Annotated in this window: 24 protein-coding genes and 1 pseudogene; 8 read left to right on the forward strand and 17 right to left on the reverse strand. The window is 71.3% G+C overall.

Features of this window, described 5'->3' with window-relative positions; genetic code table 11:
• Positions 1 to 5: 5 nt before the first annotated feature.
• Genes ABZ896_RS19430 through ABZ896_RS19465 form a run of 8 tightly spaced genes read right to left on the reverse strand, consistent with a single transcriptional unit; the run spans position 6 to position 7,831 of the window.
• The gene (locus ABZ896_RS19430) at positions 6 to 905 is read right to left on the reverse strand and encodes a dihydrodipicolinate synthase family protein (RefSeq protein WP_360930054.1); all 900 of its coding nucleotides are present in this window, start codon (positions 903 to 905) and stop codon (positions 6 to 8) included.
• A 28-nt stretch (positions 906 to 933) separates the two neighbouring features.
• A complete protein-coding gene (locus tag ABZ896_RS19435; RefSeq protein ID WP_360930057.1) occupies positions 934 to 2,346 on the reverse strand; it encodes an NAD(P)/FAD-dependent oxidoreductase in 1,413 nt (470 codons plus the stop codon).
• Positions 2,339 to 2,641 carry a (2Fe-2S)-binding protein gene (locus ABZ896_RS19440; RefSeq protein WP_360930060.1) on the reverse strand — a complete coding sequence of 101 codons (303 nt, stop codon included), beginning with the start codon at positions 2,639 to 2,641 and terminating at the stop codon, positions 2,339 to 2,341. Before ABZ896_RS19440 ends, ABZ896_RS19435 begins: the two co-directional genes overlap by 8 nt.
• Positions 2,638 to 3,813 (reverse strand): FAD-binding oxidoreductase, encoded by a 1,176-nt coding sequence (locus ABZ896_RS19445; RefSeq protein WP_360930063.1) that lies wholly within the window; start codon positions 3,811 to 3,813, stop codon positions 2,638 to 2,640. The genes ABZ896_RS19440 and ABZ896_RS19445 overlap by 4 nt, the downstream gene beginning before the upstream one ends.
• A gap of 46 nt (positions 3,814 to 3,859) precedes the next feature.
• On the reverse strand, positions 3,860 to 4,675 hold the full coding sequence (locus ABZ896_RS19450; RefSeq protein ID WP_360930066.1) for an ABC transporter permease: 816 nt from the start codon (positions 4,673 to 4,675) through the stop codon (positions 3,860 to 3,862).
• A gap of 10 nt (positions 4,676 to 4,685) precedes the next feature.
• Positions 4,686 to 5,549, reverse strand: a complete 864-nt coding sequence (locus ABZ896_RS19455; protein ID WP_360930068.1) for an ABC transporter permease — start codon at positions 5,547 to 5,549, stop codon at positions 4,686 to 4,688.
• A 4-nt stretch (positions 5,550 to 5,553) separates the two neighbouring features.
• Positions 5,554 to 6,768, reverse strand: a complete 1,215-nt coding sequence (locus ABZ896_RS19460; RefSeq protein WP_360930071.1) for an ABC transporter substrate-binding protein — start codon at positions 6,766 to 6,768, stop codon at positions 5,554 to 5,556.
• A 25-nt stretch (positions 6,769 to 6,793) separates the two neighbouring features.
• Complete coding sequence (locus ABZ896_RS19465; RefSeq protein ID WP_360930073.1) at positions 6,794 to 7,831, reverse strand: ABC transporter ATP-binding protein; 1,038 nt, start codon at positions 7,829 to 7,831, stop codon at positions 6,794 to 6,796.
• 124 nt (positions 7,832 to 7,955) lie between these two features.
• On the opposite strand from ABZ896_RS19465, the gene ABZ896_RS19470 reads away from it, so the two are divergent.
• On the forward strand, positions 7,956 to 8,699 hold the full coding sequence (locus ABZ896_RS19470; RefSeq protein ID WP_360930076.1) for a GntR family transcriptional regulator: 744 nt from the start codon (positions 7,956 to 7,958) through the stop codon (positions 8,697 to 8,699).
• A gap of 42 nt (positions 8,700 to 8,741) precedes the next feature.
• On the forward strand, positions 8,742 to 9,530 hold the full coding sequence (locus ABZ896_RS19475) for a cache domain-containing protein (protein ID WP_360930078.1): 789 nt from the start codon (positions 8,742 to 8,744) through the stop codon (positions 9,528 to 9,530).
• A 16-nt stretch (positions 9,531 to 9,546) separates the two neighbouring features.
• On the opposite strand, the gene ABZ896_RS19480 is transcribed toward ABZ896_RS19475, so the two are convergent.
• Complete coding sequence (locus ABZ896_RS19480) at positions 9,547 to 10,218, reverse strand: hypothetical protein (protein ID WP_360930081.1); 672 nt, start codon at positions 10,216 to 10,218, stop codon at positions 9,547 to 9,549.
• A gap of 224 nt (positions 10,219 to 10,442) precedes the next feature.
• Here ABZ896_RS19480 and ABZ896_RS19485 point away from each other — a divergent pair, with 224 nt between their 5' ends.
• The gene (locus tag ABZ896_RS19485; RefSeq protein WP_360930083.1) at positions 10,443 to 11,099 is read left to right on the forward strand and encodes a helix-turn-helix transcriptional regulator; all 657 of its coding nucleotides are present in this window, start codon (positions 10,443 to 10,445) and stop codon (positions 11,097 to 11,099) included.
• 32 nt (positions 11,100 to 11,131) lie between these two features.
• Entirely contained in the window at positions 11,132 to 11,662 is a 531-nt protein-coding gene (locus ABZ896_RS19490) for a toxin-antitoxin system, toxin component (RefSeq protein WP_360930086.1), read from the forward strand.
• Positions 11,663 to 11,703: 41 nt separating this feature from the next.
• On the opposite strand, the gene ABZ896_RS19495 is transcribed toward ABZ896_RS19490, so the two are convergent.
• Positions 11,704 to 12,747, reverse strand: coding sequence for an alpha/beta hydrolase (locus ABZ896_RS19495; RefSeq protein ID WP_360930089.1), 1,044 nt, complete (start codon positions 12,745 to 12,747; stop codon positions 11,704 to 11,706).
• Between the two features lie 208 nt (positions 12,748 to 12,955).
• Here ABZ896_RS19495 and ABZ896_RS19500 point away from each other — a divergent pair, with 208 nt between their 5' ends.
• Positions 12,956 to 13,195: a hypothetical protein gene (locus ABZ896_RS19500; RefSeq protein ID WP_360930092.1), complete on the forward strand. Its 240-nt coding sequence runs from the start codon at positions 12,956 to 12,958 to the stop codon at positions 13,193 to 13,195.
• An 88-nt stretch (positions 13,196 to 13,283) separates the two neighbouring features.
• Here ABZ896_RS19500 and ABZ896_RS19505 read toward each other — a convergent pair whose 3' ends face one another.
• Positions 13,284 to 13,964 (reverse strand): 4'-phosphopantetheinyl transferase superfamily protein, encoded by a 681-nt coding sequence (locus tag ABZ896_RS19505; RefSeq protein ID WP_360930095.1) that lies wholly within the window; start codon positions 13,962 to 13,964, stop codon positions 13,284 to 13,286.
• Complete coding sequence (locus tag ABZ896_RS19510) at positions 13,961 to 14,821, reverse strand: metallophosphoesterase (RefSeq protein ID WP_360930098.1); 861 nt, start codon at positions 14,819 to 14,821, stop codon at positions 13,961 to 13,963. Before ABZ896_RS19510 ends, ABZ896_RS19505 begins: the two co-directional genes overlap by 4 nt.
• 265 nt (positions 14,822 to 15,086) lie before the next feature.
• Here ABZ896_RS19510 and ABZ896_RS19515 point away from each other — a divergent pair, with 265 nt between their 5' ends.
• Together ABZ896_RS19515 and ABZ896_RS19520 are read left to right on the forward strand one after the other, a co-directional pair.
• Complete coding sequence (locus ABZ896_RS19515) at positions 15,087 to 16,214, forward strand: ATP-grasp domain-containing protein (RefSeq protein ID WP_360930101.1); 1,128 nt, start codon at positions 15,087 to 15,089, stop codon at positions 16,212 to 16,214.
• Between the two features lie 164 nt (positions 16,215 to 16,378).
• Positions 16,379 to 18,052 (forward strand): carbohydrate binding domain-containing protein, encoded by a 1,674-nt coding sequence (locus ABZ896_RS19520; protein WP_360930104.1) that lies wholly within the window; start codon positions 16,379 to 16,381, stop codon positions 18,050 to 18,052.
• A gap of 10 nt (positions 18,053 to 18,062) precedes the next feature.
• Here the strand turns inward: ABZ896_RS19520 and ABZ896_RS19525 are convergent, their stop codons facing one another.
• The 5 genes from ABZ896_RS19525 to ABZ896_RS19545 all read right to left on the reverse strand — a co-directional run bounded on the left by ABZ896_RS19525 (position 18,063) and on the right by ABZ896_RS19545 (position 25,675).
• Positions 18,063 to 18,938 carry a sulfotransferase gene (locus tag ABZ896_RS19525; RefSeq protein WP_360930106.1) on the reverse strand — a complete coding sequence of 292 codons (876 nt, stop codon included), beginning with the start codon at positions 18,936 to 18,938 and terminating at the stop codon, positions 18,063 to 18,065.
• A 149-nt stretch (positions 18,939 to 19,087) separates the two neighbouring features.
• A complete protein-coding gene (locus tag ABZ896_RS19530; protein ID WP_360930109.1) occupies positions 19,088 to 20,338 on the reverse strand; it encodes an alpha-L-fucosidase in 1,251 nt (416 codons plus the stop codon).
• Complete coding sequence (locus ABZ896_RS19535) at positions 20,338 to 23,388, reverse strand: glycoside hydrolase family 38 C-terminal domain-containing protein (RefSeq protein ID WP_360930112.1); 3,051 nt, start codon at positions 23,386 to 23,388, stop codon at positions 20,338 to 20,340. Before ABZ896_RS19535 ends, ABZ896_RS19530 begins: the two co-directional genes overlap by 1 nt.
• Before the next feature lie 57 nt (positions 23,389 to 23,445).
• Positions 23,446 to 24,783 (reverse strand): 6-phospho-beta-glucosidase, encoded by a 1,338-nt coding sequence (locus ABZ896_RS19540; protein WP_360930115.1) that lies wholly within the window; start codon positions 24,781 to 24,783, stop codon positions 23,446 to 23,448.
• A 127-nt stretch (positions 24,784 to 24,910) separates the two neighbouring features.
• A complete protein-coding gene (locus tag ABZ896_RS19545; RefSeq protein WP_360930127.1) occupies positions 24,911 to 25,675 on the reverse strand; it encodes a DeoR/GlpR family DNA-binding transcription regulator in 765 nt (254 codons plus the stop codon).
• Between the two features lie 127 nt (positions 25,676 to 25,802).
• Between ABZ896_RS19545 and ABZ896_RS19550 the strand changes: the two are divergent.
• A pseudogene (locus tag ABZ896_RS19550) lies at positions 25,803 to 26,813 on the forward strand (carbohydrate kinase family protein); the annotation flags it as partial.
• Between the last annotated feature and the right edge of the window lie 130 nt (positions 26,814 to 26,943).

Consider the following 26,943-nt stretch of genomic DNA (forward strand, 5'->3'; position numbering starts at 1 on the left):
TGTACCTACGCAAGTCCGGCGGCGACGGCGCTCTCCGTGGCGGTCCGTACGGCGGCCTCCTGCTCGGGCAGCAGCGGGACCCGCGGCGGACGCACCCGGCCGCCGTGCCGGCCCACGATGTCCATGGACAACTTGATGGCCTGCACGAACTCGACCTTGGAGTCCCAGCGCAGCAACGGGTGCAGCTGCTCGTAGAGCTTCTTGGCCCGGTCGAGGTCGCCGCCGACGGCCGCGCGGTACAACTCGACGCTGGCGGCGGGCAGGACGTTGGGGTAACCGGCCACCCAGCCCTTGGCGCCCGCGATGGCGAGTTCCAGCAGGACGTCGTCGGCGCCGATCAACAGGTCGAGTTCCGGGGCGAGTTCGGCCAGCTGGTAGGCGCGGCGGACATCGCCGGAGAACTCCTTGACGCCCTGGATGCACCCCTCGGCGTGCAGCTTGGCGAGGAGTTCGGGGACCAGGTCGACCTTGGTGTCGATGGGGTTGTTGTACGCCACGATCGGGACGCCCGCCTCGGCGACCGCCGCGTAGTGCGCGAGCACCGAACGCTCGTCGGCGCGGTACGCGTTGGGCGGCAGCAGCATCACGGAGGCGCAGCCCGCGTCGCGTGCCTGCTCGGCCCAGCGGCAGGCCTCGGCCGAGCCGTAGGCGGCGACGCCGGGCATGACCCGCTCCCCGCCGATGGCGGCCACGGCCGTTTCGACGACCTTGGCGCGCTCCTCGGGGGTGAGGACCTGGTACTCCCCGAGCGAGCCGTTCGGGACGACGCCGTCGCAGCCGTTCTCGACCAGCCAGGCGCAGTGCTCGGCGTACCGGCCGTAGTTGACGGACAGGTCGTCGTTCAGAGGGAGCGCCGTGGCTACGAGCACGCCGTGCCAGGGGCGCCGGCGGTCGGTGTCGGTCATGGTGAGCCTCTCAATAGAGTGTGACATTTTACTGTTCGTCCTCTCCGGCACGCGCCAGCACCCCCAGCGGTACCGGCCGCGCGAACGGCCGTCTGGACGGCGTGAGTTCGCACCCGGCGAGCCCGGCGACCGCGGGCCCGCACACCCGGCCCTGGCACCAGCCCATCCCGGCCCGGGTCAGCAGCTTCACGGTCCGCGGATCGCCCGCGCCCAGCTCGGCCACGGCCTGACGGACCGCACCCGCGTCGACCTCCTCGCAGCGGCACACCACGGTGTCGTCGGTGACCTGGTCGGTCCAGCCCGCGGGCGGCGCGTACACGGTGTCGAGCGCGGCGAAGAAGGCCCGCAGCCGGGTACGGGCTTTCGCGGCCGCCGTCCACTCCCCCGGGTCGGGTTCGGCACCGTGCAGCCGCGCGGCGGCCGAGCGTCCCGCGATGTGCCCCTCGGCGAGCGCGAGCGCCGCGCCGCCGATGCCGGTGGTCTCCCCCGCGGCCCAGACCCCGGGCACGTCGGTGCGCTGTTCGGCGTCCACGTGGACGGCCGGTCCGTCGAGGCCGCAGCCCAGCGTCTCGGCGAGGTCGGTGTGCGGGAGCATGCCGTGGCCGACGGCGAGGGTGTCGCAGGGGATGCGCCGTGCGGTGCCGGGCCGGACGCGTCCTTCGGTGTCGAGCGCGGCGACGGTCACCGCCTCCAGCCGGTCGGTGCCGTGCGCCTCGACGACGGTGTGGTGGGCGAGGGTGCGGACCCGGTGCTGGAGCAGCCGGGCCGCGTACCGGGCGCCTTCGGCGACCTTGCCCGGTTCGGCCGCGAGCGCGCGGGACCGTCGTACGAACGCCGTGGTGGCGGCGGACTCGACGAGGGCCGCGACCTCGACGCCGGCCGCGGCGAGTCCGGTCGCGACCGGCAGGAGGAGCGGGCCGGTCCCGGCGACGACGGCGGTGCGGCCGGAGACCGCGAGGGTGCCCTTGAGCATGGCCTGGGCGCCGCCCGCGGTGACGACCCCGGGGAGGTCCCAGCCGGGGAAGGGCAGGACCTTCTCGTAGCCGCCGGTGGCGAGGAGGACGGCGTCGGCGCGCACCTCGACCGGCTCCTCCTGCTCGGGACCGAGGAGGGCGTACACGGTGAAGCCGGTCTCGTGACGCTCGACGTACCAGACATGATGGTCCGTCAAATGTCCTACGGTGCCTGCCTGTACGTGGGCGCGCAGACCGTCCCTGAGTCGTTCCCAGGTCCGCCAGTCGTGGTGCAGGGCCTCGGGGCGGCGGGCGCGGAGGCCGGTGGCGGGTTGGCGGTAGTACTGGCCGCCCACCTCCTCGGCCGCGTCGATCAGCGTGACCCGTAGGCCGTGAGCCGCGGCGGCGACCGTGGCGGCGAGCCCGGCGGGGCCCGCGCCGATCACGGCCAGGTGCGGTCGCTCGGGGACGTGCGGTCGCTCAGCCATCGTGGCCCGTCCCCTCCTGCGTGCGGATCGTGTCGCCCGGGTGCAATGGCACCAGGCAGGCGCGTTGGTTGGGGCGGTCGTTGACCGTGACGAGGCAGTCGAAGCAGACGCCGATGCCGCAGAAGATCCCGCGCGGGCGGCCCTCGCCGCGGGTGGTGCGCCAGGAGGTGATCCCGGCGGTCCAGAGCGCGGCGGCGACGGTCTGGCCGGGCAGCGCCTCGATCGCGCGGCCGTCCAGGGTGACCGTGAAGGCGGGGCCCGGGTGGGCGTCGGCCAGGTCGAGCGGGGAACTCACGCGGTCTCCTCGGGGGCGGGGAAACGGTCGGGGCGGAACGGCGTCAGGTCCAGGTCGGGCCGCTTGTCGGTGAGGATCTGGGCGATCAGGTGTCCGGTGCCGGTGGACAGGCCGATGCCCGCGCCCTCGTGGCCGCAGGCGTGGTGGAGGCCGGGCACGCGGGGGTCCGGGCCGACGGCGGGCAGGTGGTCGGGCAGGTAGGGGCGGAAGCCGAGGTAGGCGCGCGTGGCGCGGACGTCCGCCAGGAAGGGGAAGAGCCGGGTGGCGCCCGCCGCGAGGGCCCGTACGGCGGGCAGCGAGAACGTCCGGTCGAAGCCGACGCGTTCACGGGTCGCACCGATCAGGATGGGGCCCGCGGCCGTGCCCTCCACGACGGGCGAGGTCTGCAGCGCGGCGGAGTCGCTGGCCACGTCGGCCACGTAGTCGGCGGCGTAGACCTTGTGGCGGACCCGGCGCGAGAGGGGCTCGGTGACGAGGACGAAGCCGCGGCGCGGGAGGACGGGGAGGTGGACACCGGCGAGGGCGGCGAACTCACCGCCCCAGGTGCCGGCGGCGTTGATGACGGCGGGAGCGTGGATCTCCTCGGCGGCGCCCCCGGATCGCCCGCTCGTACGGACCCCGCGCACCGAGCCGTCGGCGGACAGCAGGACCTCGGTCACCGCACGGTTCGTCAAGACGCGGGCGCCCGACGCGCGGGCGAGGTGGGCGGCCGCCAGCGCCGGCATCACCTGGGCGTCCTGCGGGTAGTACACGCCGCCCGGGATGCCGGGGGCGAGGTGGGGTTCGAGGGCGTACAGGTCGCCCCCGGTGACCGTCTCGGCCACGACTCCCGCGGCCCGCTGTCCGTCCGCGAACCGCTCCAGCGCGGTCAGCCCGCCCGGGGAGGACGCGACGACCACACCGCCCTTCGGCTCGTACTCGACGGCCTCGCCGAACTCCTCGGCGAGCTGGGCCCACAGCCGTCCCGAGAGCAGGGCCAGGTCGAGCTCCGGGCCGGGTTCCTTGTCGGAGACCAGGAGGTTGCCCTCCCCGGCCCCGGTGGTCCCGCCGGCCACCGGGCCGCGGTCGACGACGATCACGTCGAGGCCCGCGCGGGACCCGTACAGGGCACAGGCGGCGCCCACCATCCCGGCCCCGACTACCACGACATCGCAGGTCAGTCGCTCGGTCACGCCAGTACTATGTCACATACCTCAACGCCTGGACAGGGATACCACCTCAGACCCGGCTCCCCGTCGCCGTGTCGGCCGACAGCCGCTGGGCGACGTAGATCGGAATCACGGACAGCAGGACCAGCACCGCGGCCACCACGTTGACCACCGGTGCCTGCTGCGGCCGCGTCATGTTGTCGAAGATCCAGATCGGCAGGGTCTCGACCCCGGGACCGGCGGTGAACGTGGTCACGATGATCTCGTCGAAGGACAGCGCGAAGGACAGCAGCCCGCCCGCGAGCAGCGCCGATCGGACCAGCGGGAACGTGATGTCGAGGAAGGCACGGAAGGTGTGGGCGCCCAGGTCCGTCGCGGCTTCCTCGTACGAGCCGGAGGTGCGCCGGAGCCGGGCGACGACGTTGTTGAAGACGACGACGATGCAGAAGGTGGCGTGTCCGACGACCACGGTGAACAGGCCGAGCCCGACGCCGAGCGGCTCCAGCACCGTACCGAAGGCCGAATTGAGCGCGATGCCCGTGACGATGCCGGGCAGTGCGATCGGCAGGACGACCACGAAGGAGATCGCGCCCCGGCCGAAGAAGCGGTACCGGGCCACGGCGAAGGCGATCAGCGTGCCCAGCAGCAGTGCTATTGCAGTGGCACCGAGTCCGGCCTTCACCGAGGTCCACAGCGCCTCGCGCGCCCCGGTGTTCTCCCAGGCGACCGACCACCAGCGTGTGGTGAGTCCCGGCGGTGGCCAGCTCGCGCTGCGGTCGGGGTTGAGGGAGTTGACGAGGACCAGCACGAGCGGGACATAGATGACGGCGAAGCCGAAGCACGCCGCGACGCGCAGGGCGATGCGGGCGGAGCGCGAAAGTTGCACGGGGGCTCCTCTAGAGACTGCTCAACGCACCCGTGCGGCGCATCGCCAGCAGGTACAGCACGATGACGACCACCGGCACGGTGCCGAGTGCCGCGGCCATGGGCAGGTTGAGTTCGATGTTGGAGTAGACGAGGTTGCCGATCAGCTGGGTCTTGCCGCCGACGATCTGCACGGTGATGTAGTCGCCGAGGCTGAGCGAGAACGTGAAGATCGAGCCGGCGGCGACGGACGGCAGCACCATCGGCAGCACCACCGAACGGAAGGTCCGCCCGGCCCGCGCCCCCAAGTCGGCAGAGGCGTCTAGGAGTCCCGTGGGCAGCTGCTCCAACGCCGTGTGGATCGGCAGGATCATGTACGGCAGCCAGAGGTATGTCAGGGTCAGTACGGTCGCGGTCAGTCCGAACCCCGGCCCGCCGAGGCCGAACGGCTTCAGCATCCTGTCGGCGAGACCGCCCTCGGAGAGGATCAGCCGCCAGGCGTACACCTTGACCAGGTAACTCGCCCACAACGGGGTGAGGATGGCGACGACCAGCAGGGGGCGCCACCGCGGGCTCGCGACCCGGGCCGTGTAGAAGGCCACCGGGAAGGCGATCACCGCGCACAGGACGGTGACCGCGAGGGCCACGCCCACACTGCGCACGATCACCTGCCGGAAGACCGGTGTGGTGAACAGTTCCCGGAAGTTGTCGGTCGACCAGACCTTCACCACCTCGGAGGTGAAGGAGTTCGTCGTCCAGAACGCGGAGACGAACAGCACGACGAGAGAGCCGAGGTAGAGGACGGCCAGCCACAGCAGCGGGGCCGCGAGCAGCAGGGTCAGCCGGAGGCGGGGGCGGCGGTGCAACGCCCCCGCCGTCCGGGTCAGCAGGGCCATGCGCTCAGCCCTTGATCTCGGTCCACGCCTGCACCCACTTCGCGTACGGCACGCATGTGACGTCGGTGCGGCCGTCCAGGCACTGCTCGATGGGGGTGTTCCAGAAGGCGATGTTCTTCCAGTAGTTCTCGTCGGTGGCGTGGTAGGTCGTGCAGAAGTTCTTGTCGCTGGTCAGCGCGCACGCCTTGGAGTTGGCGGGTGCCTCGCCGAAGTACTCGGCGACCTGGGCGTTCACCTTCGGCGAGACGATCCAGTCGAGCCATTTGTAGGCGCAGTTGGGATGCTTGGCCTTGGCGGAGACCATCCAGGTGTCGGACCAGCCGGTCGAACCCTCCTTGGGGACAAGGGACTTGACCTTGGCGCCCTCGTCGGCGGCCAGGTTGGCGATGACCTGCCAGGTCGTGCCGACCACGGAGTCGCCGCTCTTGAAGGCGGAGATCTCCTTGAGGTAGTCGGACCAGTACTCGCCGATGTCGGCGTTCTGCTTCTTCAACAGGGCGACGGCGGCGTCGAACTGCTTCTGGTCGAGGGCGTAGGGGTCCTTGATACCGAGGTCGGGTTGGGTCGCCTTCAGGTAGAGGGCGGCGTCGGCGATGTAGATGGGCGAGTCGTACGCGGTGACATTGCCCTTGTACTTGGATGCGTCGTCGAAGACGGCGGACCAGGAGGTGGGCGCGGGCGTGACCTTCTCGGTGTTGTACATGAGGAGGTTGGCGCCGCGGCCATGTGGGATGCCGTACATCTGCCCGTCGACGGAGTTCCAGGAGCCGTCCTTCAACCCGCTGAAGATGTCCGCGTAGTTGGGGACGAGATCGGTATTCACGGGGGCCGCGTCGCCGGAGGCGATCAGACGCAGGGAGGCGTCGCCGGAGGCGGAGACCGCGTCGTACTGACCGGTCTTCATCAGCTTGACCATCTCGTCGGAGCTGGCGGCGGTCTTGGAGTTGACCTTGCAGCCGGTCTGCTTCTCGAAGTCGCTCACCCAGTCGACCTTGGGGTCGTTGGAGCCGTCCTCGACGTAGCCGGCCCAGGCGATCAGGTTGACCTGGCCCTCCGTCGCGCCGAGCTTTGTGGGTGCCTTGAGGTCGGGTGGGTTGAGGCCGGAGGAGGAGTCGCCGGTGCCGGAGTCGGAGGAGCCGCAGGCGGTGGCGGCGAGCAGGAGGGTGACGGCGGAAGCCGTCCTGAGGGCGGCCACGGCCGCTGTGAGGTGGAGGCGCACGACGTACTCCGTCCGCGAGAAGGGGTCAGTCAGGGGTGGGCACCGCGACGCAGTGCCGCCGGTGCCATTGCAGTCGCACCCGGGCACCCCGGTACGCGGCCACGTCCTCGGACGAGGTCTCCAGGTTCTGCTGGAGCGCCGTGAGGCGGCCGCCGCCGTCGAGGTCGACGAGGAAGCGTGTGGCGTCGCCCAGGTAGACGACCTCGGCGACGGTCCCGGTGGCGCCGGAGTTCTCGGGTTCCGTGGACTCGGCGGACTCCTTGAGGATCCGGATCTTCTCGGGCCGCACGCTGTAGGTGCCCGGCGCGCCGACGATCCGGCGGGCGGCCTCCCCGTCGAGGAGGTTGGAGGTGCCGACGAAGGAGGCCACGAAGGGGGTCGCGGGGCGTTCGTAGATCTCGGCCGGGGTGCCGATCTGTTCGACGCGGCCCCGGTGGAAGACGGCGATGCGGTCGCTCATCGTCAGGGCCTCCTCCTGGTCGTGGGTGACGAGGACGAAGGTGATGCCGACCTCGCGCTGGAGCGCCTTGAGTTCGACCTGCATCTCCTCGCGCAGCTTGAGGTCGAGGGCGCCGAGGGGTTCGTCGAGCAGCAGGACGCGGGGACGGCCGACGAGGGCGCGGGCGAGGGCGACGCGCTGGCGCTGCCCGCCGGAGAGGTGGGCGGGACGCCGTGCGCCGTAGCCCTCCAGGCGGACCTCGGTGAGCGCCTCGCGGGCCCTGGCCAGCCGTTCCGCCTTGGGCACCTTGCGGACCCTGAGCGCGTAGGCGACGTTCTGCTCGACGGTCATGTGCGGGAAGAGGGCGTAGTCCTGGAAGACGGTGTGGACGTCGCGTTCGAAGGGCGCGAGGCCGGTGACGTCCTGTCCGGCGAGTTCGACACGGCCCTCGGTCGGGGTCTCGAAGCCGGCGACCAGGCGCAGGACGGTGGTCTTGCCCGAGCCGGAGGGGCCGAGCATCGAGAAGAACTCCCCGTCCCTGATCTCCAGGTCGACCCCGGCCACCGCGGTCGTCTCCCCGAACGACTTCCGCAGGTTCAGCAGCCGGATCGCAATCCCCTCCATGGGCGGGAACCTTTCTGGCGCACACGGGCGTTGACCGGTTGGTGAGCGAAAACATATGAAGTCATAGTTCCAATCTCAAGACCCCCTCGCGGTAAAGCTTGGGTCAACGGGCAAGGTGGTGGCCGTGAACCAGCAGCAGCATCTCGACGGCGGCGCCCGCAGAGCCGTCTTCGCCCCGGTCGACAACCGGGCGCGGGTGGACACCGTCGTGCGCCGGATCGGCGACGCCATCGAACTGGGCCTGCTCGCGGACGGGGAACAGCTCCCCGGCGAGAGCGAGCTGGCCGGCCAACTCGGTGTGTCCACCGTGACCTTGCGGGAGGCGCTCATGGCCCTGCGCCAGCAGGGTCTGGTCACCACCCGCCGGGGCCGCGGCGGCGGCTCCTTCGTCTCCCAGCCCGAACTCCCCGGCGAGGAACGGCTCAGGACCCGTCTCGGCGGCTGGAGCACCGAGGGCCTGCGGGACCTGGGCGACCACTGGGCGGCCCTGTCCGGTACGGCGGCCCGGCTCGCGGCGGAGCGTACGGAGCCCGAGGATCTCGTACAACTACGGCGTACGGCCGAGGAGTTGACGCGCGCGGCGGACGCAGCCGCGCGCAGCCGGCTGTACGGCCGGTTCCATGTGGAGCTGGCCGCCGCCGCGCAGTCGGCCCGGCTCACCCGGGAGCAGGTCGCGCTCCAGACGGAGGTCGGGGCGCTGCTGTGCCTTGTGCTCGGGGACGACGCATATCGTGAAGAGGTGGCGGACCGTCACCGCTCCGTAATCTCGGCGGTGCAGGATGGGGTCCAGGATTCGGCCAGGGAGCTGGCCGAGCGATGCGTCCGGGAGTCGACGGCACGGCTGATCGCCCTGCGTCTGGCGCTCTAGGGCGTGTTGCTCGCGCGGTCCCCCGTCCGCTGGAGGGCAGCCATGGGCCTCGCGACGGCACCGCTCGACAGGGCACGTCAGGAGTCGGTGGCGGCGTGCGTCCGCTCGGCTCTGGAGAGCGTCTTCGACGCCGTGGCGGCGACCCGCGCCGACACCGCGGCCCTGCTGGAAAGGGTGGCCGCTGAGGGCCGTGCCCCCGCCACGGCGGACCTCGCCGCCCTGCGCCCCGGTCTCCATCTGCGGCTCGCCCGGCAGGAGTTGGTCTCCGGGGTCGGCTTCGTCGCCGCGCCGGGGCTGCTGAGCGACGTACCGGCATGGCTGGAATGGTGGCAGAGCGGCGCGGAGGGTGACGTACGGCCGCTGCTGCTCGACCTCGACCCCGCACACTCGGCGTACGCCGACTACACGCACTGGGACTGGTTCGCACTCCCCCGCGACACCGGCGAGCGGGCGGTCGCCGGGCCGTACGTCGACTACCTCTGCTCGGACGAGTACAGCCTGACGCTGTCCGCGCCGGTCCAAGTGGGAGGCCGGTTCACGGGAGTTGCCGCCGCCGATGTGTATCTACGGCACTTCGAGGCGGCCGTGATGCCGATGCTGCACCAACTCGCCCGTCCCGCCCGGCTGGTGAACGCCCGCGGCCGGGTCGCCGCCTCATCCGACCCGTCCTGTCTGGTCGGCTCCCTGAGCAAGGGACCGCAGTTCGCACGGGCGTTGGCGACGGGACGGGCACAACACCGGGACGGGATGCGGCTGGTGCCCTGCGACGGCGTGCCGTTGGTGCTCGTGGTCACAGCGGGAGAAGCTGACGAGGCGCCGTCGGCGACCTGAACGCCGACGGTGCCCGTCAGGCCTCGGGGGCGGGTACCACGCTGAGGTGGCTCGCCGTACGGCGGGCGCGTGCGACGCGGCCGCCGGTGAGTGACGCCCGGCGGGCCGGGCGCAGCACCAGGGTCATTGTGGTGTATCCCAGATCCCGCAGTGTGCGCGGGGTCTCGTCGACGACCCGGCACTCGGTCGCGCCCCAGCGCGGATCGGGGTGGATCACGGGTCGGACGGCGCCGTCGTGCTCCACGGCGCGCTCGCCGACCGCGCGGATCCAGTGCGGCAGACCCTGCCGGTAGGCGGCTTCCATGATCGGGTCCTGGGCGATGTCCCGGCGGATGGACTGCAGGCCGTGGTCGTGGCCGTGCCGCTCCACGGCGGCCGCGAAGTGCGCGAGGGCGGGCAGGAACCAGCGGGACTCGTGCTCACCGAGGACGGCGGACGCGTCGGGGTGGAAGAGCACGAACCGGAGGAAGTTGTCGTCCGGCATGGCGGTCGGATGCGGGCCCACGGCACGGAAAAGTGACGCGAAAGCGGTGTTGGAGAGGACGACGTCCCAACAGGGGTCGAGGACGACGGACGGGAAGGGGAGGGCCTCCAGGAGGGTGGCGTAGTCCTGCAAATAGGCCTGGGCCTCGGGCCCCTCGGGGACGGGCCGCGGCTGCGACCGCTGCCCACCTGCCTGATATGCCATCGGGAGGTCACCCCTCTTGCCTATGCGGCCTTCACGCGGCGCCTTGATCCTGCTTCCCCGGAGCGAGGCGTGTCAACTATCGTGGCATTCCGTAGCGGTTGACGGCTGAAATTGGCCACAGTTGTGGCGAGACCTGGATGTGAGTTCGAACAAGGGGCTACTCTCCGGGAAGTTCACGGCAACCGCTGGTGAGAAGTCGGGTGAGAGACGTAGGAGATCTGTCGGTGTCGGATGGCCACGAGAGCCCGGACGACGTGACAACGGCTGTGCTGGGCGCCGTCGTCGCCCGCGTCACCGCGCTCGCCGACCGGCTCGGCGTGCCGCACGCGCAGATCTTCGACACCGCCCGTCTCTCCGTCGCCTCCGGTGTCCCCGAGCCCGTGGTCAAGGCCCTGCTGAGCGGGCGCCCCGCGGGCGAACCGGACGTGCAGGCGCGGTTCCTGCAGCGCCTGGACCTGCTGCGCCGCACCCGGCTCAAGCCCAACGGGCGCAAGTACACCCAGCAGGAGATCGCGGACGGCGCGGGCATGTCCCGGCAGCAGGCCGGCGCGCTGATCAACGGCGACCGGCGGCCCACCATGGAACACTGCGACGCCATCCAGCGGTTCTTCCGGGTGCACGCCGGGTTTCTGACGGCCGAGGACCCGGAGGCGCTCGCGGGCGCTCTGCAGCGCACCGAGCAGGAACTGCTGCACAAGCTCGCCGACCGGGAGCGGGAGGCCGCGGCCGCCGCCGCGGACCCGCTGGAGCGGCTGCTGCAGGACCACGGCGTCCGCGGGATCGCCTGGCGGGCCGCGCAGCTGCCCACCGACCAGCACCGCGACAAGGTCGCGGAGTGGCTGGACATGCTCCTGGAGAGCGTCAAGCGGCCCGAGTCCTGAGCCGGGGGAGAACTGTGGGCATCGCGAAGCAAATGCGCCGTCTGAGCGGCGAGTTGATGGCGGAGCTGGAGCTCCCCGTGCCGGCCAGGCCCGAGGACCTGTACGGCGCCCTGTGCGGCGCGATGAGCAGACGCCGGGGCCGCCCCGTCCTCTTCCGTACGGCGCCCTTCCCGCCCGGAACCGCCAGCGGGCTGTGGCTCGACATGGCGGACCAGGACCTGGTCGTGATCGAGGAACGCACCGCTCCCGACCACCAGTTGGTCATCCTCGGCCACGAGCTGTGGCACATGAACGCCGGCCACTGCTCGCACCACGTCGAGGGCGCCGCAGTCGCGGCCCGGTTGCTCAGCGACGGCGCCGACCTCCAGGCGACGGTCCGCAAGGTCGCCGCCCGCACCCGCTTCGACCTCACCGACGAGCGCGAGGCGGAGACCTTCGGGCTGCTGCTCGCCAGCAAGTGCCGTACATGGATGGAGGGTTCGGCGCTCCGGGGTCCCGTGCAGCGGGATCACCTGGCGGGGCGGATCGAGGCCTCCCTGGGGTATCTGGGCCCGAAGGGCTGAGCCGCGGGGGCAACTCGGGCCCAGGTGGCACGGTATTCGCCTCAGGTGGCGCTGCGTTCGCTCGCCTCTCTCAAGTCCCGCTCCACAGCTCGCGTCCGGGCGGTCTCCGGCCGTCCGAGCGCCGTGCCCGGGCGCCCCTCGCGCAGCAGCTCCCGCCAGTGCTCGCGGCTCCAGTCGGCCGGGGCCGTGGTGGCCGTGAACTCCTCGACCAGGGAGACGAACCGGGCGGGGTCGGAGTGGAAGGGGAAGTGGCCCGCGCCCTCGAAGATCTCCAGCCGGCTGCCGGGCATCGCCTCGTGCGCCCCGTACGCGTGCCGCACCGGCACCACGCTGTCCCGGTCGCCCCACAGCAGCATGGTCGGCATGCCCTCGGTCAGATAGCAGCGGTCGAGCATGGTGACGACCTGGCCGCGCCAGTCGACGACCGCGCGCAGGGTGCGGATGAAGGCGTTGCGGGAGGTCTCGTCGGGCAGGGCGTCGACGAGGTTGAGCAGATCCGGGGCGTCCTGGCCGAGGTCGGTGTCCAGGAGCTTCATCAGGTGGATGGCGAGGCCGACCTGGAGCCGCATGCCGGGCAGCCGCAGCGAGGACAGCATGAGGTGGGCGCCGGGCAGCGACACCAGCCGCAGCACGGGGTTGACCTCACGGCCGACGCCGCCCGCGCTGACCAGGATGAGCCGCTCGGTGCGCTCGGGGAACTGGTAGGCGAACTGCATGGCCACACCGCCGCCGAGGGAGTGCCCGACCAGGGTCGCCGACTCGATGCCGAGGGTGGTGAGCAGGTCCCGGACGCCGTTGGCGTAGGCGGCCACCGAGTAGTCCGCGCGCGGTTTGTCGGACTCGCCGTGGCCGAGCAGGTCGGGGGCGATCACGGTGTGCGTGCGGGCCAGGTCGGGGATCAGCTCGGCCCAGGTCGCCGAGGAGTCCCCGATGCCGTGGACGAGCACGAGCGCCGGTCCCTGGCCGGCCATGCGGAACGCGCGGCGGTAGCCGTGCACCGTGCGGTACTGCAGCGCCAGTTCGCCGTCGGCCACCGGGCGCAGCCGGCGGGTGTGCGGCGGGTGCCGGCGTGGATCGTCGACCACGTGCTCGCCTCCCGTTCCCAGGGCTCCCGAAAGCCCTTCGCACCAGCGTAGAACCCCTTTCCCACCAGGGGTTTCGGGGAGGTTTCGGCTCCGCTAAGCGGGCGAACCGCCCGGCGGGGAAGCCGGATTGTCAGTGGTGGGCGGCAAGCTGGAGTTGCACCCGTGTGCGGATGCGCGACCGATGACGCCGACCGGAAAGAGCCGCCCGATGACCACTGCCGTACTGACCGACCGTGAGCGCATCGCCGTCCAGGCCTATCTGCGGCTGTTGCACACGGTCCGAGCCGCCTTCGACACCGCGGCCGGCCCGCCGGACGCCGCCCGACCACCGGTCGTCCCGCCGTCCGTGCTCGCCGAGGCGGAACAGGCCCTCGCGGACGCGGGCCTCACCGGCAACGAGGAGGAGTTCTTCCGGCTGCTGCGGAGCTGGTGCCCGCGGGAGCCTTAGAGCACGGGAGCCTTGGAGCACGGGAGCCATAGGGCACGGAAGCCATAGGGCTACGACGCCTGCCGTGCCGTGTCCTCAGGCGTGGTCCTCAGGTGTGCGGCACGGTCACGGTCGTCGCCACCAGGCCCCCGCGGACGCTCCAGCGGCCCTCGAAGAAGCCGCGGCGCCCGCCGCCCACCAGGGGCCCGGGGACGAGGAGTTCGGCGCGCAGCGTGCCGCCGAGCGGGTCGGCGGGGTCGACGGCGACGTCGATGTCGGCCTCCGTGAACTCCAGCCACTTCCCGGTGAGGGGGTACCACGCCTTGTAGACCGACTCCTTGGCGCTGAACAGCAGCCGGTCCCAGTGGACCGCGGGGTGCGCCTCGGCGAGCCGCGACAGCCGGGTCCGCTCCCCCGGCAGGGAGACCGCGTCCAGCACGCCCTCCGGGAGCGGTCCGTGGGGTTCGGCGTCGATGCCGAGGGAGGCCAGGTCGGCGGCGCGGACCAGTGCGGCGGCGCAGTAGCCGTCGCAGTGGGTCATGCTGCCGCGCAGGCCGGCCGGCCACCGCGGGGCACCGCGCTCCCCGGGCAGGATCGGCTGCGGGGGCACGCCGAGCTTCTCCATCGCGCGGCGGGCGCAGGCGCGTACGACGGTGAACTCGCGGCGCCGCTTGGCGACGGCGAGGGCGACGACCGCCTCCTCCTCGGGGTAGAGCGCCGCGTTCTCCGGCTCGTCGTGGCCGTACGCCTCCACGACCACCACCGGGTCGGGCAGGAGTTCCTCGATCACCGCGCGCCGACCTCTCCCGGGACGATCCTGCGCAGCCGCCCCGGCGGTTCGGTTCGCCCCCGCCACTCCCGCGGATAGCCCACCGACACCTCCTCGAAGCGGACCCCCTCGTGCCAGGTGGTCCGGGGGATGTGGAGGTGGCCGTAGACCATGGTCTCGACGCGGAACCTGCGGTGCCAGTCGGCGGTGAGGGTGGTGCCGCACCACATGGCGAACTCGGGGTACCACAGGACGTCGCAGGGGTGCCGGTCCAGCGGGTAGTGGTTGACGAGGACGGTGGGCAGGTCGTCGGGGAGCGCGGCGAGCCGCTGCTCGGTCGCGGCGACCCGGGCCCGGCACCAGGCCTCCCGGGTCGGGTGGGGGTCGGGGTGCAGGAGGTACTCGTCGTTGCAGACGACGCCGGTGCCGTGCGCGTACTCCAGGCCCTGCGCCTTGGTCGTGCAGCCGGCCGGCAGGAACGAGTAGTCGTAGAGGAGGAACAGCGGGGCCACGGCGACCGGGCCGCCGGGGCCGTCCCAGACGGGGTACGGGTCCTCCGGTGTGGTGACGCCGATCTCCCGGCAGACCTCGACGAGGTGGTCGTAGCGGGCGACCCCGCGCAGGGTGACCTCGTCCCTCGGATGGGTCCACAGTTCGTGGTTGCCGGGTGCCCAGAGGACCTTGCGGAAGCGGCCGGCGAGGGTCTCGAGGGCCCAGCGGACGTCGGCGACGGTCTCCGCCACGTCACCGGCCACGAGCAGCCAGTCGTCGTCGGTCCCGGGCCGCATCCGCTCGACCAGGGCCCGGTTCTCCGGGTAGCCGATGTGCAGGTCGCTGACGGCCAGAAGCTGAGCGGCACCACCGGCCGTAGACGTCACCTCTCGCCCCCTCAGAGCAGCTGGATGGGACCACCAGAACACATTCGCCCACCCCGGACAAGAGCGGGTCGCGGCGGTGCGGCTCCATGATCGGTAAATCCGTAACACGCACGTTGCACGCGGGGCCTCTGGAAAGCCGTATGATCGCCCCAACACCACTGCCCTGAACTCCCTTTCGCAAGGGGCGGTTTGGTGTCCCTCCAATCACCCTGCCCGGGCACGGGCCTGCTTCGCCCTGCCCGAAAATGCCTGAAAGGCGGCCTGCATGCTCTCTCGCGTACGCGTCTGGCTCAACCGCACGTACGCGGAGAACGTGTTCTTCATGGATCAGCTCCGCCGAAATCCGAGCGATCGGGCCGTGGAGATCCATGCGACGCACGGCGACGCGGACTCCCCCGTGCTGGCCGCCGCCGACACCGCCGACCTGGAGCCGGAGGGCCTCTCCCCCGCCGCCTACGTCGAGTTCGCCCTCGACCAGTGCCAGCGGCGCGGTATCGACGTGTTCGTGCCCCGGCTGCACCAGTCGGCGATCGTGGCGCACCGCGCGGACTTCTCCGCGATCGGTACGGCGCTGCTCGCGCCGCCGCCGGAGGCCGTGGCCGTCTTCGAGGACAAGGTGGTCGCCTACGAGGCGGTCCAGGCGATCGGCGTGCCGGTGCCGCCGTGGTTCCGGGTGCGGACCGCGGACGAGCTGGTCACGGCCGTGGAGAAGCTGGAGGCCGACGGCCACAAGGCGTGCTTCAAGCCGGCGTCCGGTGCGGGCGGGGTGGGGTTCCGGGTCGTGACGCGCGCCCCCTTCTCGCTCACGCACCTCACCGGGTTCCCGAGCCCGTACGTGCCGCTCGACCTGGTCGTGCAGGCGCTGGAGCAGGCCGAGGAGGCGGTGGACTGGCTGGTCATGCCGCGTCTGGAGCAGCCCGAGGTGTCCGTGGACACGCTCACCGGGCCCGACAATCGCGTGCGGCTCGCGATCGGCCGTACGAAGAACGGGCGGCGTCGGGGGTTCACGCTGGACGAGCGGTGGCTGGAGCCGGCGCGGATGATCGCCGAAGGGTTCGGGCTGCACTATCTGTCCAACATCCAGTTCCGGATGTTCGGGGACCAGCCGGTGCTCATGGATGTCAACACGCGGCCCGCGGGTGGGTTGCACCAGCTGTCGCTGTGCGGGGTCAACGCGCCTTGGGCCGCTGTGCAGTTGGCGCTCGGTGAGGACCCGGGGGTGGTGGAGCCGCCGTTCCTGGGGCAGGACTACACGGTGGTGTCGGGGCCTCGGCAGGTGCGGCCCGTGACGATTCCTCAGCAGCGGATCGAGGAGAGTGCGCCGTTGTTGCCGGCGGTGCCGGCGCCGGCGGTGGAGGCGGTGGAGGCTGCGGCTTCCGTGTTGCCGCTCTAGGTTCGTCGCCGGGTGCGGGTGGGCTGTGGCTGGTCGCGCAGTTCCCCGCGCCCCTGGGTGGGTCCAATTGCCGTCAGTTGTCTTGACACGTCGATTGGTCCATACCAACTTGGTTGCGCACCCCCCTGCACTCCCGAACACCCCCATATCTTCAGGGAGATCGCGTGCGCAACCCACTCAGACGTTCCAGAGTTCTCGCGTTTCTCGGTGCTGCCGGCCTTGCTCTCGGTGGAGCCATCGCTCTTCCCGGTACGGCCCAGGCGGCCAACATCCTGACCAATCCCGGGTTCGAGTCGGGCGGCCTGTCGCCCTGGACCTGTACCGGGAACCTCGGGTCGGTCGTGTCCTCTCCCGTGCACGGCGGCACCAAAGCTCTCCGGGGCGCGGTCAGCGACAGCGACAACGCGCAGTGCACCCAGACCGTGTCCGTGCAGCCCAACACCACGTACTCGTTGAGTGGTTGGGTGCGCGGCTCCTATGTCTACCTCGGCGTGACCGGCGGTGCCTCGACGTGGACCACGTCCCCGTCGGCGTACTCCCAGCTCACCACGAGCTTCACCACCGGCGCCTCGCAGACCAGCGCGCAGATCTACGTCCACGGCTGGTACGCGCAGGGCACCTACTACGCCGACGACATCAGCCTCGACGGCCCCGGCGGTGGCGGTTCGGACACCCAGGCGCCGACCGCGCCGAGCGGACTGGCCTCCACCGGCAAGACCTCGTCGAGCGTGTCGCTGAAGTGGAACGCCGCGACGGACAACGTGGGCGTCACGGCGTACGACATCTACAGCGGCTCGAACAACGTCCTCAGCGTCTCCGGTACGTCCGCCACGGTCAGCGGGCTCTCGCCCAGCACGGCGTACACCTTCACGGTGAAGGCGCGGGACGCGGCCGGGAACACCTCCGGCGCGTCGAACTCCGTGAGCGTGACGACGGACGCGGGCACCGGCGGCACCGGCTTCAAGCAGGCCGCGCCGTATCTGTACGAGGGCTGGGGCGATCCCCCGAGCCCGAGCACGGTGATGAGCACGACCGGGATCAAGTGGTTCACCATGGCGTTCATGCTGGACTCCGGCGGCTGCAACCCCGCCTGGGACAGCACTCGGCCGCTGACCGGCGGTGTCGACCAGACCGCCATCAACCAGATCCGGGCCGCCGGCGGTGACATCGTGCCGTCGTTCGGCGGCTGGCAGGGCAGCAAGCTCGGCGCCAACTGCTCCTCGGCGAGCGCGCTCGCGGCCGCGCTGCAGAAGGTGATCGACGCCTACTCGCTCAAGGCGATCGACATGGACATCGAGAACACCGACGAGTTCGAGAACGAGGCCGTGCAGGCGAGGATCCTCACCGCCCTGAAGACGGTGAAGGCCAACAACCCCGGCCTGAAGACCATCGTCACCTTCGGCACCTCGACCACCGGGCCGACCTACTACGGCAACCGGCTCATCGAGCAGGCGCAGTCGATCGGCGCGAACATCGACGTCTTCACCGTCATGCCGTTCGACTTCGGCGGCGGCTCCGACATGTACGGCAACACCGTGAACGCCACCGAGGGACTCAAGGCCAAGCTGAAGTCCACGTTCGGCTGGGACGACGCCACCGCCTACGCCCACATCGGTATCTCGGGCATGAACGGCCTCTCCGACCAGCAGGAGAACACGACGCCGGCGATCTGGACCTCGATCCGGGACTGGGCCAACTCCCATCACATCGCCCGGCTCGCGTTCTGGTCGGTCAACCGCGACCGGCCGTGCCCGGGCGGCGGAGTCGTCAGCAACTGCTCCGGCATCAGCCAGAACAACTGGCAGTTCACCTCGATCACGGCCGGCTTCACCGGCTGAGCCCCAGGAGTCAGCCGGACCGATACCCCCACGCCTGCGCCAACTCGGCCAGGCGTGGGGGCAGTTCCAGCTCCACGGCGGCCGGACGGGCGGGCTGGATCCGTCCCGACCTGATCGTGCTGGACCAGTCCCCGAGCTGCGGCCGGAAGGTGCCGTGGTCCTGGCTGCCGTAGTCGAGCATCGCGCTCTCCCACGCCACACCGAGGTGGCCGCACAGGTCGCGGGTGGTCCGCTCCGGCTCGGCGGTGAGCTCCTCGTAGCGCACCACATGGACGTCCAGCGACGTGCGGGCCTCCTCCAACTTCTCGGCGTAGTCGAGGACTTCGGCGCGGATCGCCTCGTGGTCGGGGTCGGTGCGGCGCTCGGTCAGGGAGGTGATGACCGCGCCCGGGTGGCGCAGCAGGACGACGTAGCGCGCGTTCGGCCAACATCGGTGCAGCCGGGGCCAGATGAGGGTGTTCGCCGGGGTCTTGTCGACGATGACGTCCTTGCCGCTGCGGGCGAGTTCGCGATGCAGGACCCGGTCCCACAGCACGTGTTCCAGTTCCTGCCGGTCGAGTTCGAGCGCCTTCATCGCCGCGGAGGTGAAGTCCCGGCTCAACTCGACGTGCAGGGTGCGCAGATGCATCTCGTGCGGGGCGCGGATCCGGCTGTGGCTGTTGAGCAGCACCCGCAGCAGGGTCGAGCCGGAGCGTACGGAGGACAGCACGAAGACCGGGGAGTCGACGAGGCGCGGGGAGCGGGGAGCGACGTACGATGGGGTCGCCCCGGCGGACCGGGGTGACGGTACGGCCAGGTTCCGGCGCGGCGGACTCACCGCCTCCTTCATGAGCCTGCCGCGGCGCCTGAGCCCCTTGCCGATCGCGGACATACGCGGGTCTCGCACGGTGTCACCTCTCTGTCGTGCCCTTGCTCCCGCATCCCAGGGGCGGCGATCGAACCCCAGATGGCGCGCAGGGAAACAGAGAAGGTCACGGCGGGCCGGAAACCTGCCGTGACCTGGTGACTTACCGCTCTCTTAAGAGTTGATGGGAATCAGAACCGGCCCGACCCCCGGTACAGCTCCAGCTCCCCGTCCAGCTCGACCTTCAGCACGGTGGCGTAGGGGTCGAGGTCCGCCGCGGCGGGCGGGTCGATCCACACGATGCCGACGGCGTCGTGCAGACCGCCCACCTTCCGGTGGCCGAGTTCCGTGCCGGTGCCGAGGACGGTGACCCTGCGGACCGGGGTGACCAGCCCGCGCAGGCCGATCTCGGCGCGCGGGGCGTCGAAGAGGACCAGGTAGAGCGTCCGGCCGTCCGCGGAGAGGGTGCTGGGCCCGTAGTGGTGCCCGGCGGGCAGCCCGCGCACGGTCCCGTACACGGACTCGGCGTGCCTCCCGATCCACTCCCCGAGCCCCTCCAGCCGCTCGACCTGCGGCTGCGGGATGGTGCCGTCCTCCATCGGACCGACGTCGAGCAGCAGGTTGCCGCCCCCGCCGATGGTCTCGGTGAAGTAGCGGATCAGCTGGGCGAGCGACTTGTGGTTGTGGTCGTGGTGCTGGTACCCCCACGAGTCGTTGATCGTCAGGCACAACTCCCAGGGACCGTCCGGCGGTTCGATGGGAGCACCCTGCTCGGGGGTGGCGTAGTCGCCCTCGCTGAGCATGCGCGCGTTGAAGACGACGTCCGGCACGTACGAGCGGATCAGCGCGGCCAGTTCGGGGATGCGCCACTGCTCCTCGCTGCGGTCCCACTCGCCGTCGAACCACATCAGGTCCGGCCGGTAGCGGGAGGCCAGCTCCCTGATCTGACCGTCCCGGTAGGCGATGAACCGCTCCCAGGCGTCCAGGTCCTCGTCCTCGGCGGCCACCTCGGAGTAGCGGTTGTCCTCCTGCTCCGGCGGACGGCCCGGCTTGCGCGTGGAGGCGTAGTCGGGGTGGTTCCAGTCGGAGTGGGAGTAGTAGAAACCGACCTTGAGGTCCTTCTCCCGCAGCGCCTCGGCGTAGGGGCCGACGTAGTCCTTGCCGAGGTTGAGGTCGCCGAACCCGGTGTCCCACAGGGCCACTCCGTCGTGGTGACGGGTCGTCAGCACGGCGTACTTGGCACCGGCCCGCGCGAACAGGTCGGCCCACGCGCGCGGGTCGTATTTGGCGCCCGTGAAGCGCTCCAGCTGGGACATGTACTGGTCGTGCGGGACGATGTCGTCGTAGAACGACCAGGACTCCTGGACGCCGTCGACGGCGTAGATGCCCCAGTGGATGAAGATCCCCAACTTGGCGTCGGTGAACCAGGGTTGCATCGCCATCAGCTCACCCCGCCGCGCGCCAGGCGCAGCGTCAGCACCTGGAAGGGGCGCAGCGAGACCCGCACGCCACCGTCCTCGACGCTCGCGTCCTCCAGCGGGCGCTCCAGCAGGTCGGTGACCTGGGCGCCGGCCAGCGGGAAGCCGGTGCGCAGCACGCCCGTCGCGCGGCCACCGCCGGACTCGTAGAGCCGGACCACCACGTCGCCGGACTCGTCGTCGGCGAGCTTGACCGCCTCGACGGTCACGCCCTCGCCGTCGACCGAGACGACCGGCTCGGGGGCACCGGCCGCGTCCGCCACCCGCAGGGGCAGGTTGAGGGAGTAGCCCTCGGCGACGGTGTCGTCGATGCTCGCGCCGGGCAGCAGCGAGTAGGTGAAGCGGTGCGTGCCCTGGTCGGCCTCCGGGTCCGGGATGCGCGGGGCGCGGACCAGGCTGAGCCGGACCGTGGTCGTCGTACCGCCGTCCTCACGGACCGTGCGGGAGACGTCGTGGCCGTAGGTGGAGTCGTTCAGCACCGCGACGCCGTAACCCGGTTCGGCGATGTGCACCCAGCGGTGGCCGGAGACCTCGAAACGGGCCGACTCCCAGCTGGTGTTGGTGTGGGTGGGCCGCTGGACGTGGCCGAACTGGATCTCCGCCGAGGAGTGCGCGGCGCGCACGTCCACCGGGAAGGCGGCCTTGAGGATCTTCTCCGCCTCGTGCCAGTCGATCTCGGTCGCGAAGTCGATGCGGGGGCTGTCGGCGCGTACGGAGATCGTCTGGACGATCTTCGAGCCCTTGCCGAAGGAACGCGTCACACGGATCGCGCCCTCCAGCGGGTCCTCGGAGACCACCTCGATCTCCAAGGCCTCCAGCAGGTCCGTGTACCGGTTCTTGTAGTGGCTGTCGATGTCCCAGGCGTCCCAGTAGTTCGGGAGGTCGGTGTGCAGCCGGAGCAGGTTGCCCGCGGAGGCGAGGACCTCTCGGCCCGCGCGCACGTCATAGACGGAGTCGAGCGTGCCGTCCTCGGCGACCGAGACCCGCACCAGACCGTTGTCGAGCACCCGGCCCGACACGCGCACCGGCTGCGCGGGCTCCGCGTCGGTCAGCGCCGCGCTGCCGTTCGCGGGCACCTCGACAAAGGCCAGTGCCCCCTCGGAAGCACGCACCACCTCGGACCGGTCGTAGGGGCTCGTGTTGAAGACCCGGGTGCCACCGGCGCCCAGCGCGGCCACCGCCTCGGCGGTCAGCGCCTCCAACTCCTCGGCCACGCGGGCGTATTCAGCCTCGGCCTCGCGGTGCACCCAGGCGATGGAGGAGCCCGGCAGGATGTCGTGGAACTGGTGAAGGAGGACCGTCTTCCACAGCCGGTCGAGCTTCTCGTACGGGTAGGCGTAGCCCGGCGCGTGCAGCGCGGCCGTCGTCGCCCACAACTCCGCCTCGCGCAGCTTGTGTTCGCTGCGGCGGTTGCCCTGCTTGGTGCGGGCCTGGGAGGTGTAGGTGGCGCGGTGCAGCTCCAGGTAGAGCTCGCCGACCCAGACGGGGGCGTCCGGGTACTCGGCGCGGGCCTGGGCGAAGAAGTCGTCCGGGTGCTCGACGACGACCTTGGGCGAACCCTCCAAGTCGGCGAGCCTGCGCGCGCGTTCCATGATCTCGCGGGTGGGGCCGCCACCGCCGTCGCCCCAGCCGAAGGGCGCGAGCGAGCGCGAACCGCCGCCCTTCTCCGAGTAGTTGCGGACCGCGCGGTCCATCTCCTCGCCGCTGAAGCGGGCGTTGTAGGTGTCGACGGGCGGGAAGTGCGTGAAGATGCGGGTGCCGTCGATGCCCTCCCACCAGAAGGTGTGGTGGGGGAACTTGTTGGTCTGGTTCCAGGAGATCTTCTGGGTGAGGAACCACTCGTTGCCGGCGAGCTTCGCGAGCTGCGGGTAGGCGGCGGTGTAGCCGAAGGAGTCCGGGAGCCAGACGCCCTTGGTCTCGATGCCGAAGTGCTCGATGAAGAACCGCTTGCCGTGGATGAGCTGGCGGGCCATGGCCTCGCCGCCGGGCAGGTTGCCGTCGGCTTCGACCCACATGCCGCCGACCGGGGCCCACTGTCCCTTCTTCACGGAGTCCTGGATGCGGGCCCAGACGTGCGGGTAGTTGTCGCGCACCCACTCGTACTGCTGGGCCTGCGAGCAGGCGAAGATGAAGTCCTCGTACTCGTCGGCGAGCGAGGTGACGTTGGAGAAGGTCCGGGACGTCTTGCGCTTGGTCTCGCGGATCGGCCAGAGCCACGCGGAGTCGATGTGGGCGTGGCCGACACCGGAGATGGTGTGCGCGCTGGCGTGCGCGGGCTTGGCCAGGACGGGGGCGAGCACCTCGCGGACGGCGGCCGCGCTGCCCGCGACGTCGTCCAGGTCGAGGACGTCCATGGCCCGGTCCAGGGCGTGCAGGATCTCGTGGCGGCGCGGCTCGTGGTCGGGGAGGTGGACCATCAGCTCACGCAGCACCTGGAGGTCCAGGTCGAGGTGGAAGACGTTCTCGTCGAGGATGGCGATGTCGGCGCGCTGGAAGGTGTACAGCGGCGCGGACCCGGCCGTGAGCTTGTCGCCCATCGGCGTGATCCTGGAGAAGTTGTCCTTGAGGATGTCCGGGTTGGACGCGGCCTCGACCAGGTAGTCGATCTCCTCGCCGCCCGCCGCGGGGTTGGCGATCGGGACGTACTGGTTGAGCGGGTTCACGGCCTTCAGGGGGCGCCCGTCGGCCAGGTGGACCAGGGCCTCGGCCTGGTTGCCGGGCCAGTCGCCGACGAAGCCGAGGTCGATGACGGCCTCGACGCGCTTTCCGGCCCACTCCGCGGGCACCTGTCCGCGCATCCGGAACCAGGTGGTGCCCCAGGGCGGGCCCCACGGGGTGTCCATCGCGAAGGGCTCGTAGCGGGCGGCCGCGGCCTCCTCGAAGGAGACCGGCTCCCCCGGCGCCTGCCAGGCCTCGACCTCGAAGGGGACGGTGGCCGCGTGGATGGCGGGCTTGATCCGCTGGTCGTGCGCGCGCTGGACGCGCTCCTCGATGCGGCGGCGTTCGTCGTGCATGAAAGGTCTCCAGTGAGGGAGGACGAGCTGGGGAAAGCGCTTTCCAGGAAGCGAGTGCTACTTAAGGTACGCGAGGCCGGGGTGGACCGAGGTGTACCCCTCGACCAGCTTGCGGGCGACGCCCACGGAGTCGACCAGCGGATGGAGGGCGAACGCCTTCACCGCGGTCGTACGGGCGCCGGACTCCGCGGCGGCGAGCACCTCGCGCTCGACGGCCTTGACGGAGCAGACCAGGCCGGTGGCGTGGTCGGGCAGCGGGGCGACGGAGACCGGGTGGGCGCCGTTGGCGTCGACCAGGCAGGGCACCTCGATCACGGCATCGTTGTCGAGCACGGAGAGCGTGCCCTGGTTGCGGACGTTGAGGATGAGCGTGGTGCGCTCGTCGCGGGCGATGGCCCGCATCAGGGCGAGCGCGACCTTCTCGTAGCCGCCGGAGAGGTCGTCCGCCTCGCGCTCACCGGCGCCGGCCGTCTCGCGGTTCTCGGCCATGTAGGTGGCCTCGCGCTCGGCGCGGGTGCGGTCCCAGATGCCGAGGGCGGACGCGTCGGAGCGCGCGACCTCCTCGTAGAAGTGCGCCTGCTGGTCGTGGAGGAAGGCGCCGCGGGTCTTCTCGGCCTGCTGGTAGGCGCGGACGGCCTCGCGGTTGAAGTAGTAGTAGTGCAGGTACTCGTTGGGGATCGCGCCGAGGGACTGGAGCCAGTCGACGCCGAAGAGCTTGCCCTCCTCGAAGGAGCCGAGCAGGTCGGGGTCGGCGAGCAGCCGGGGCAGCTCGTCCCGCCCGGCGATCTTCAGGCCGCGGACCCAGCCGAGGTGGTTGAGGCCGACGTAGTCGATCCACGCCTCGTTGGGGTTGGCGCCGAGCACGCGCGCGATACGGCGGCCGAGGCCGACCGGGGAGTCGCAGATGCCGATGACGCGGTCGCCGAGGTGGCGGGACATGGCCTCGGTGACCAGGCCCGCGGGGTTGGTGAAGTTGATGAGCCAGGCGTCGGGGGCGAGCCGCGCCACCCGCCGGGCGATGTCGACGGCGACCGGGACCGTGCGCAGGCCGTAGGCGATGCCGCCCGCGCCGACCGTCTCCTGGCCGAGGACGCCCTCGGCGAGGGCGACCTTCTCGTCGTTGGCCCGGCCTTCCAGGCCGCCGACGCGGATCGCCGAGAAGATGAAGTCGGCGCCGCGCAGGGCCTCGTCCAGGTCGGTCGTCGCGGTCACCGTGGGGGCGTCCGCGACCCGGTCCGCCTGTTCGCCGAGGACCCGGGTGACCGCGGCAAGCCGCAGCGGGTCCAGGTCGTGCAGGACGACCTCGGTGACCCGGCCCTCGCCGCGGTCGGTCAGCAGCGCGCCGTAGACGAGCGGTACGCGGAAGCCGCCGCCGCCGAGAATGGTCAGCTTCACCGGTGTCCTCCAGAGGTGCTCCGGCGGGCGGGCCGGGCATGGGTCGGGCTTTCGCGGTGCGCGTCGCGGGAACCGGGCACGCGCAGCCTCCTTGCATGGGTTGTCTCAGGGGGTCGGCGGCGCGGACTCACACGGACCCCTTTCCCGCCAGGACCACCTCGACGCCCGCCTCCTCCAGGGAGGAGCGGGTGGTCGGGTCGACCGGCGCGTTGGTCACCACCACGTCCAGGTCCTCGGGACCGCAGACCTTCGCCATGCCGGTGCCCGGGAACTTCGCCTGGTCGGCGAGGAGGACGACCTTGTCGCTCGCCTTGATCATGGCGCGCTTGACCGGCACCTCGACGACCGTCGTGTCCATCACCTGCCCGGCGGGGCGCACCCCGCTGGTGCCGAGGAAGAGCCAGTCGGCGTGCAGCTGACGCAGATTGTCCTCCGTGAGGAAGCCGACCAGCGAGCGGTACTCGCGGCGGACCATGCCGCCGAGCAGCACCAGTTCGATGCCCTCGTCGTCGGCGAGCTCCTCGTAGACCACCAGGTTGCTGGTGATCACGGTGAGGCGGCGGCCGTGCAGCTGCCGGGCCAGCCGGTAGGCGGTGGTGCCGATGTCGAGCAGCACGGACTGGCCGTCCTGCACCAGGGCGGCCGCGCGGACGGCTATCGCGTCCTTCTCGGCCACCCGGACCTCGGCGACCTCGGCGAAGGGCTGGTCGCCCTCCTCGGCACGGGCACCGCCGTGCACTCGGGTGAGCAGCCCGTCCTCCTCCAGCTTGACGAGGTCACGCCGGATGGTGGCGGGGCTCACACCGAGCTGCTCGGAGAGGTCGGTGACGGCCGCGGGGCCCCCGGAGCGCAGGGCCCGCAGGATGAGTTGGTGTCGTCGTTCTGCCAGCACGCCGTGAACACTACTCGTCATCTTCAATCATTTCCATGCTCAGTTCTGCTTAGGTATTGACCAATGTCGCCGAGCGGCGCACGATTCCCGTCATCGAAATTGACGAGTTTTGACGAGAGGCGTTCACGTGGACGACGACAGGCCCGAGGTCCTGCTGACCGGGCTGCTCTTCTACGACCTCGTCCTCACGGGGCTGGGAAAGCCGCCGACACCGGGTGAAGAGATCTGGACGGCCGGCATGGGCTGCGGCCCCGGCGGCATCGCGAACCTCGCGGTGGCGGCCTCCCGCTTCGGCCTGCGCACGTCCCTCGCCACCGTCTTCGGCGACGACTTCTACGGCACCTACTGCCATGAGGTCCTCGCAGGTCAGGAGGGCGTCGACCTCTCGCTCTCGCGGGTCGCGGACGGCTGGCACACCCCCGTCACCGTCGCGCTCGCCCACGGCACCGACCGTGCCCTCGTCACCCACGGCCAGGAGCCGCCGTACTCCCAGGACGTGCTGATGGGCGACCCGCCCGAGGCGCGCACGGCCCTGGTGCACCTGGAGGCCGAGCCGCGCGCGTGGCTCGCCAAGGCGGCCGCGAACGGCACGCAGATCTACGCGGACGTCGGCTGGGACCCCACCCAGCAGTGGCGCTCGGATCTGCTCGACCAGCTGGCCCTGTGCCACGCCTTCCTGCCCAACGAGGTCGAGGCGATGGCCTACACCCGCACCGACAGCGCGGTGGCGGCCCTCGGCACGCTCTCCGAGCTGGTGCCGGTGGCCGTGGTCACCCGGGGCGGGGACGGCGCGGTCGCCGTCGACCAGGAGACCGGCGAGTACGCGGACGTCCCGGCGCTCGCCGTGGACGTGCTCGACGCCACGGGCGCGGGAGACGTCTTCGGCGCGAGTTTCGTCGCGGCCTCGCTGGGCGGCTGGCCGCTGGAGGAACGGCTGCGGTTCGCCGTCCTCGCGGCCGGTCTGTCCGTACGGCAGCACGGCGGAGCCCTCGCGGCCCCGGGCTGGTACGGCGTGGACCGGTGGTGGCGCTCCCTGACGGACCCCGACCTCAAGCGCGCGTACGGATTCCTGGCCGACCGCATCCCGGCGGACGTGGGCCCCCCGGTCCACTACGCGCCGGTCACCCCACCGGCCCGGCCGGCACCGGGCCTCCCCGACGCCGGGCCGGCGCCCGGCTGCAACCCCCTGAGTCGAGGTGGCGGTCTGGGCGGCCGCCTTAGCCGGGGCGGCGGTTTTGGCGGTCTGCTTCTTGGCCGCGGCGGCCGCG

The organism is Streptomyces sp. NPDC047072, from assembly GCF_040643855.1.
GTDB lineage: Bacteria > Actinomycetota > Actinomycetes > Streptomycetales > Streptomycetaceae > Streptomyces.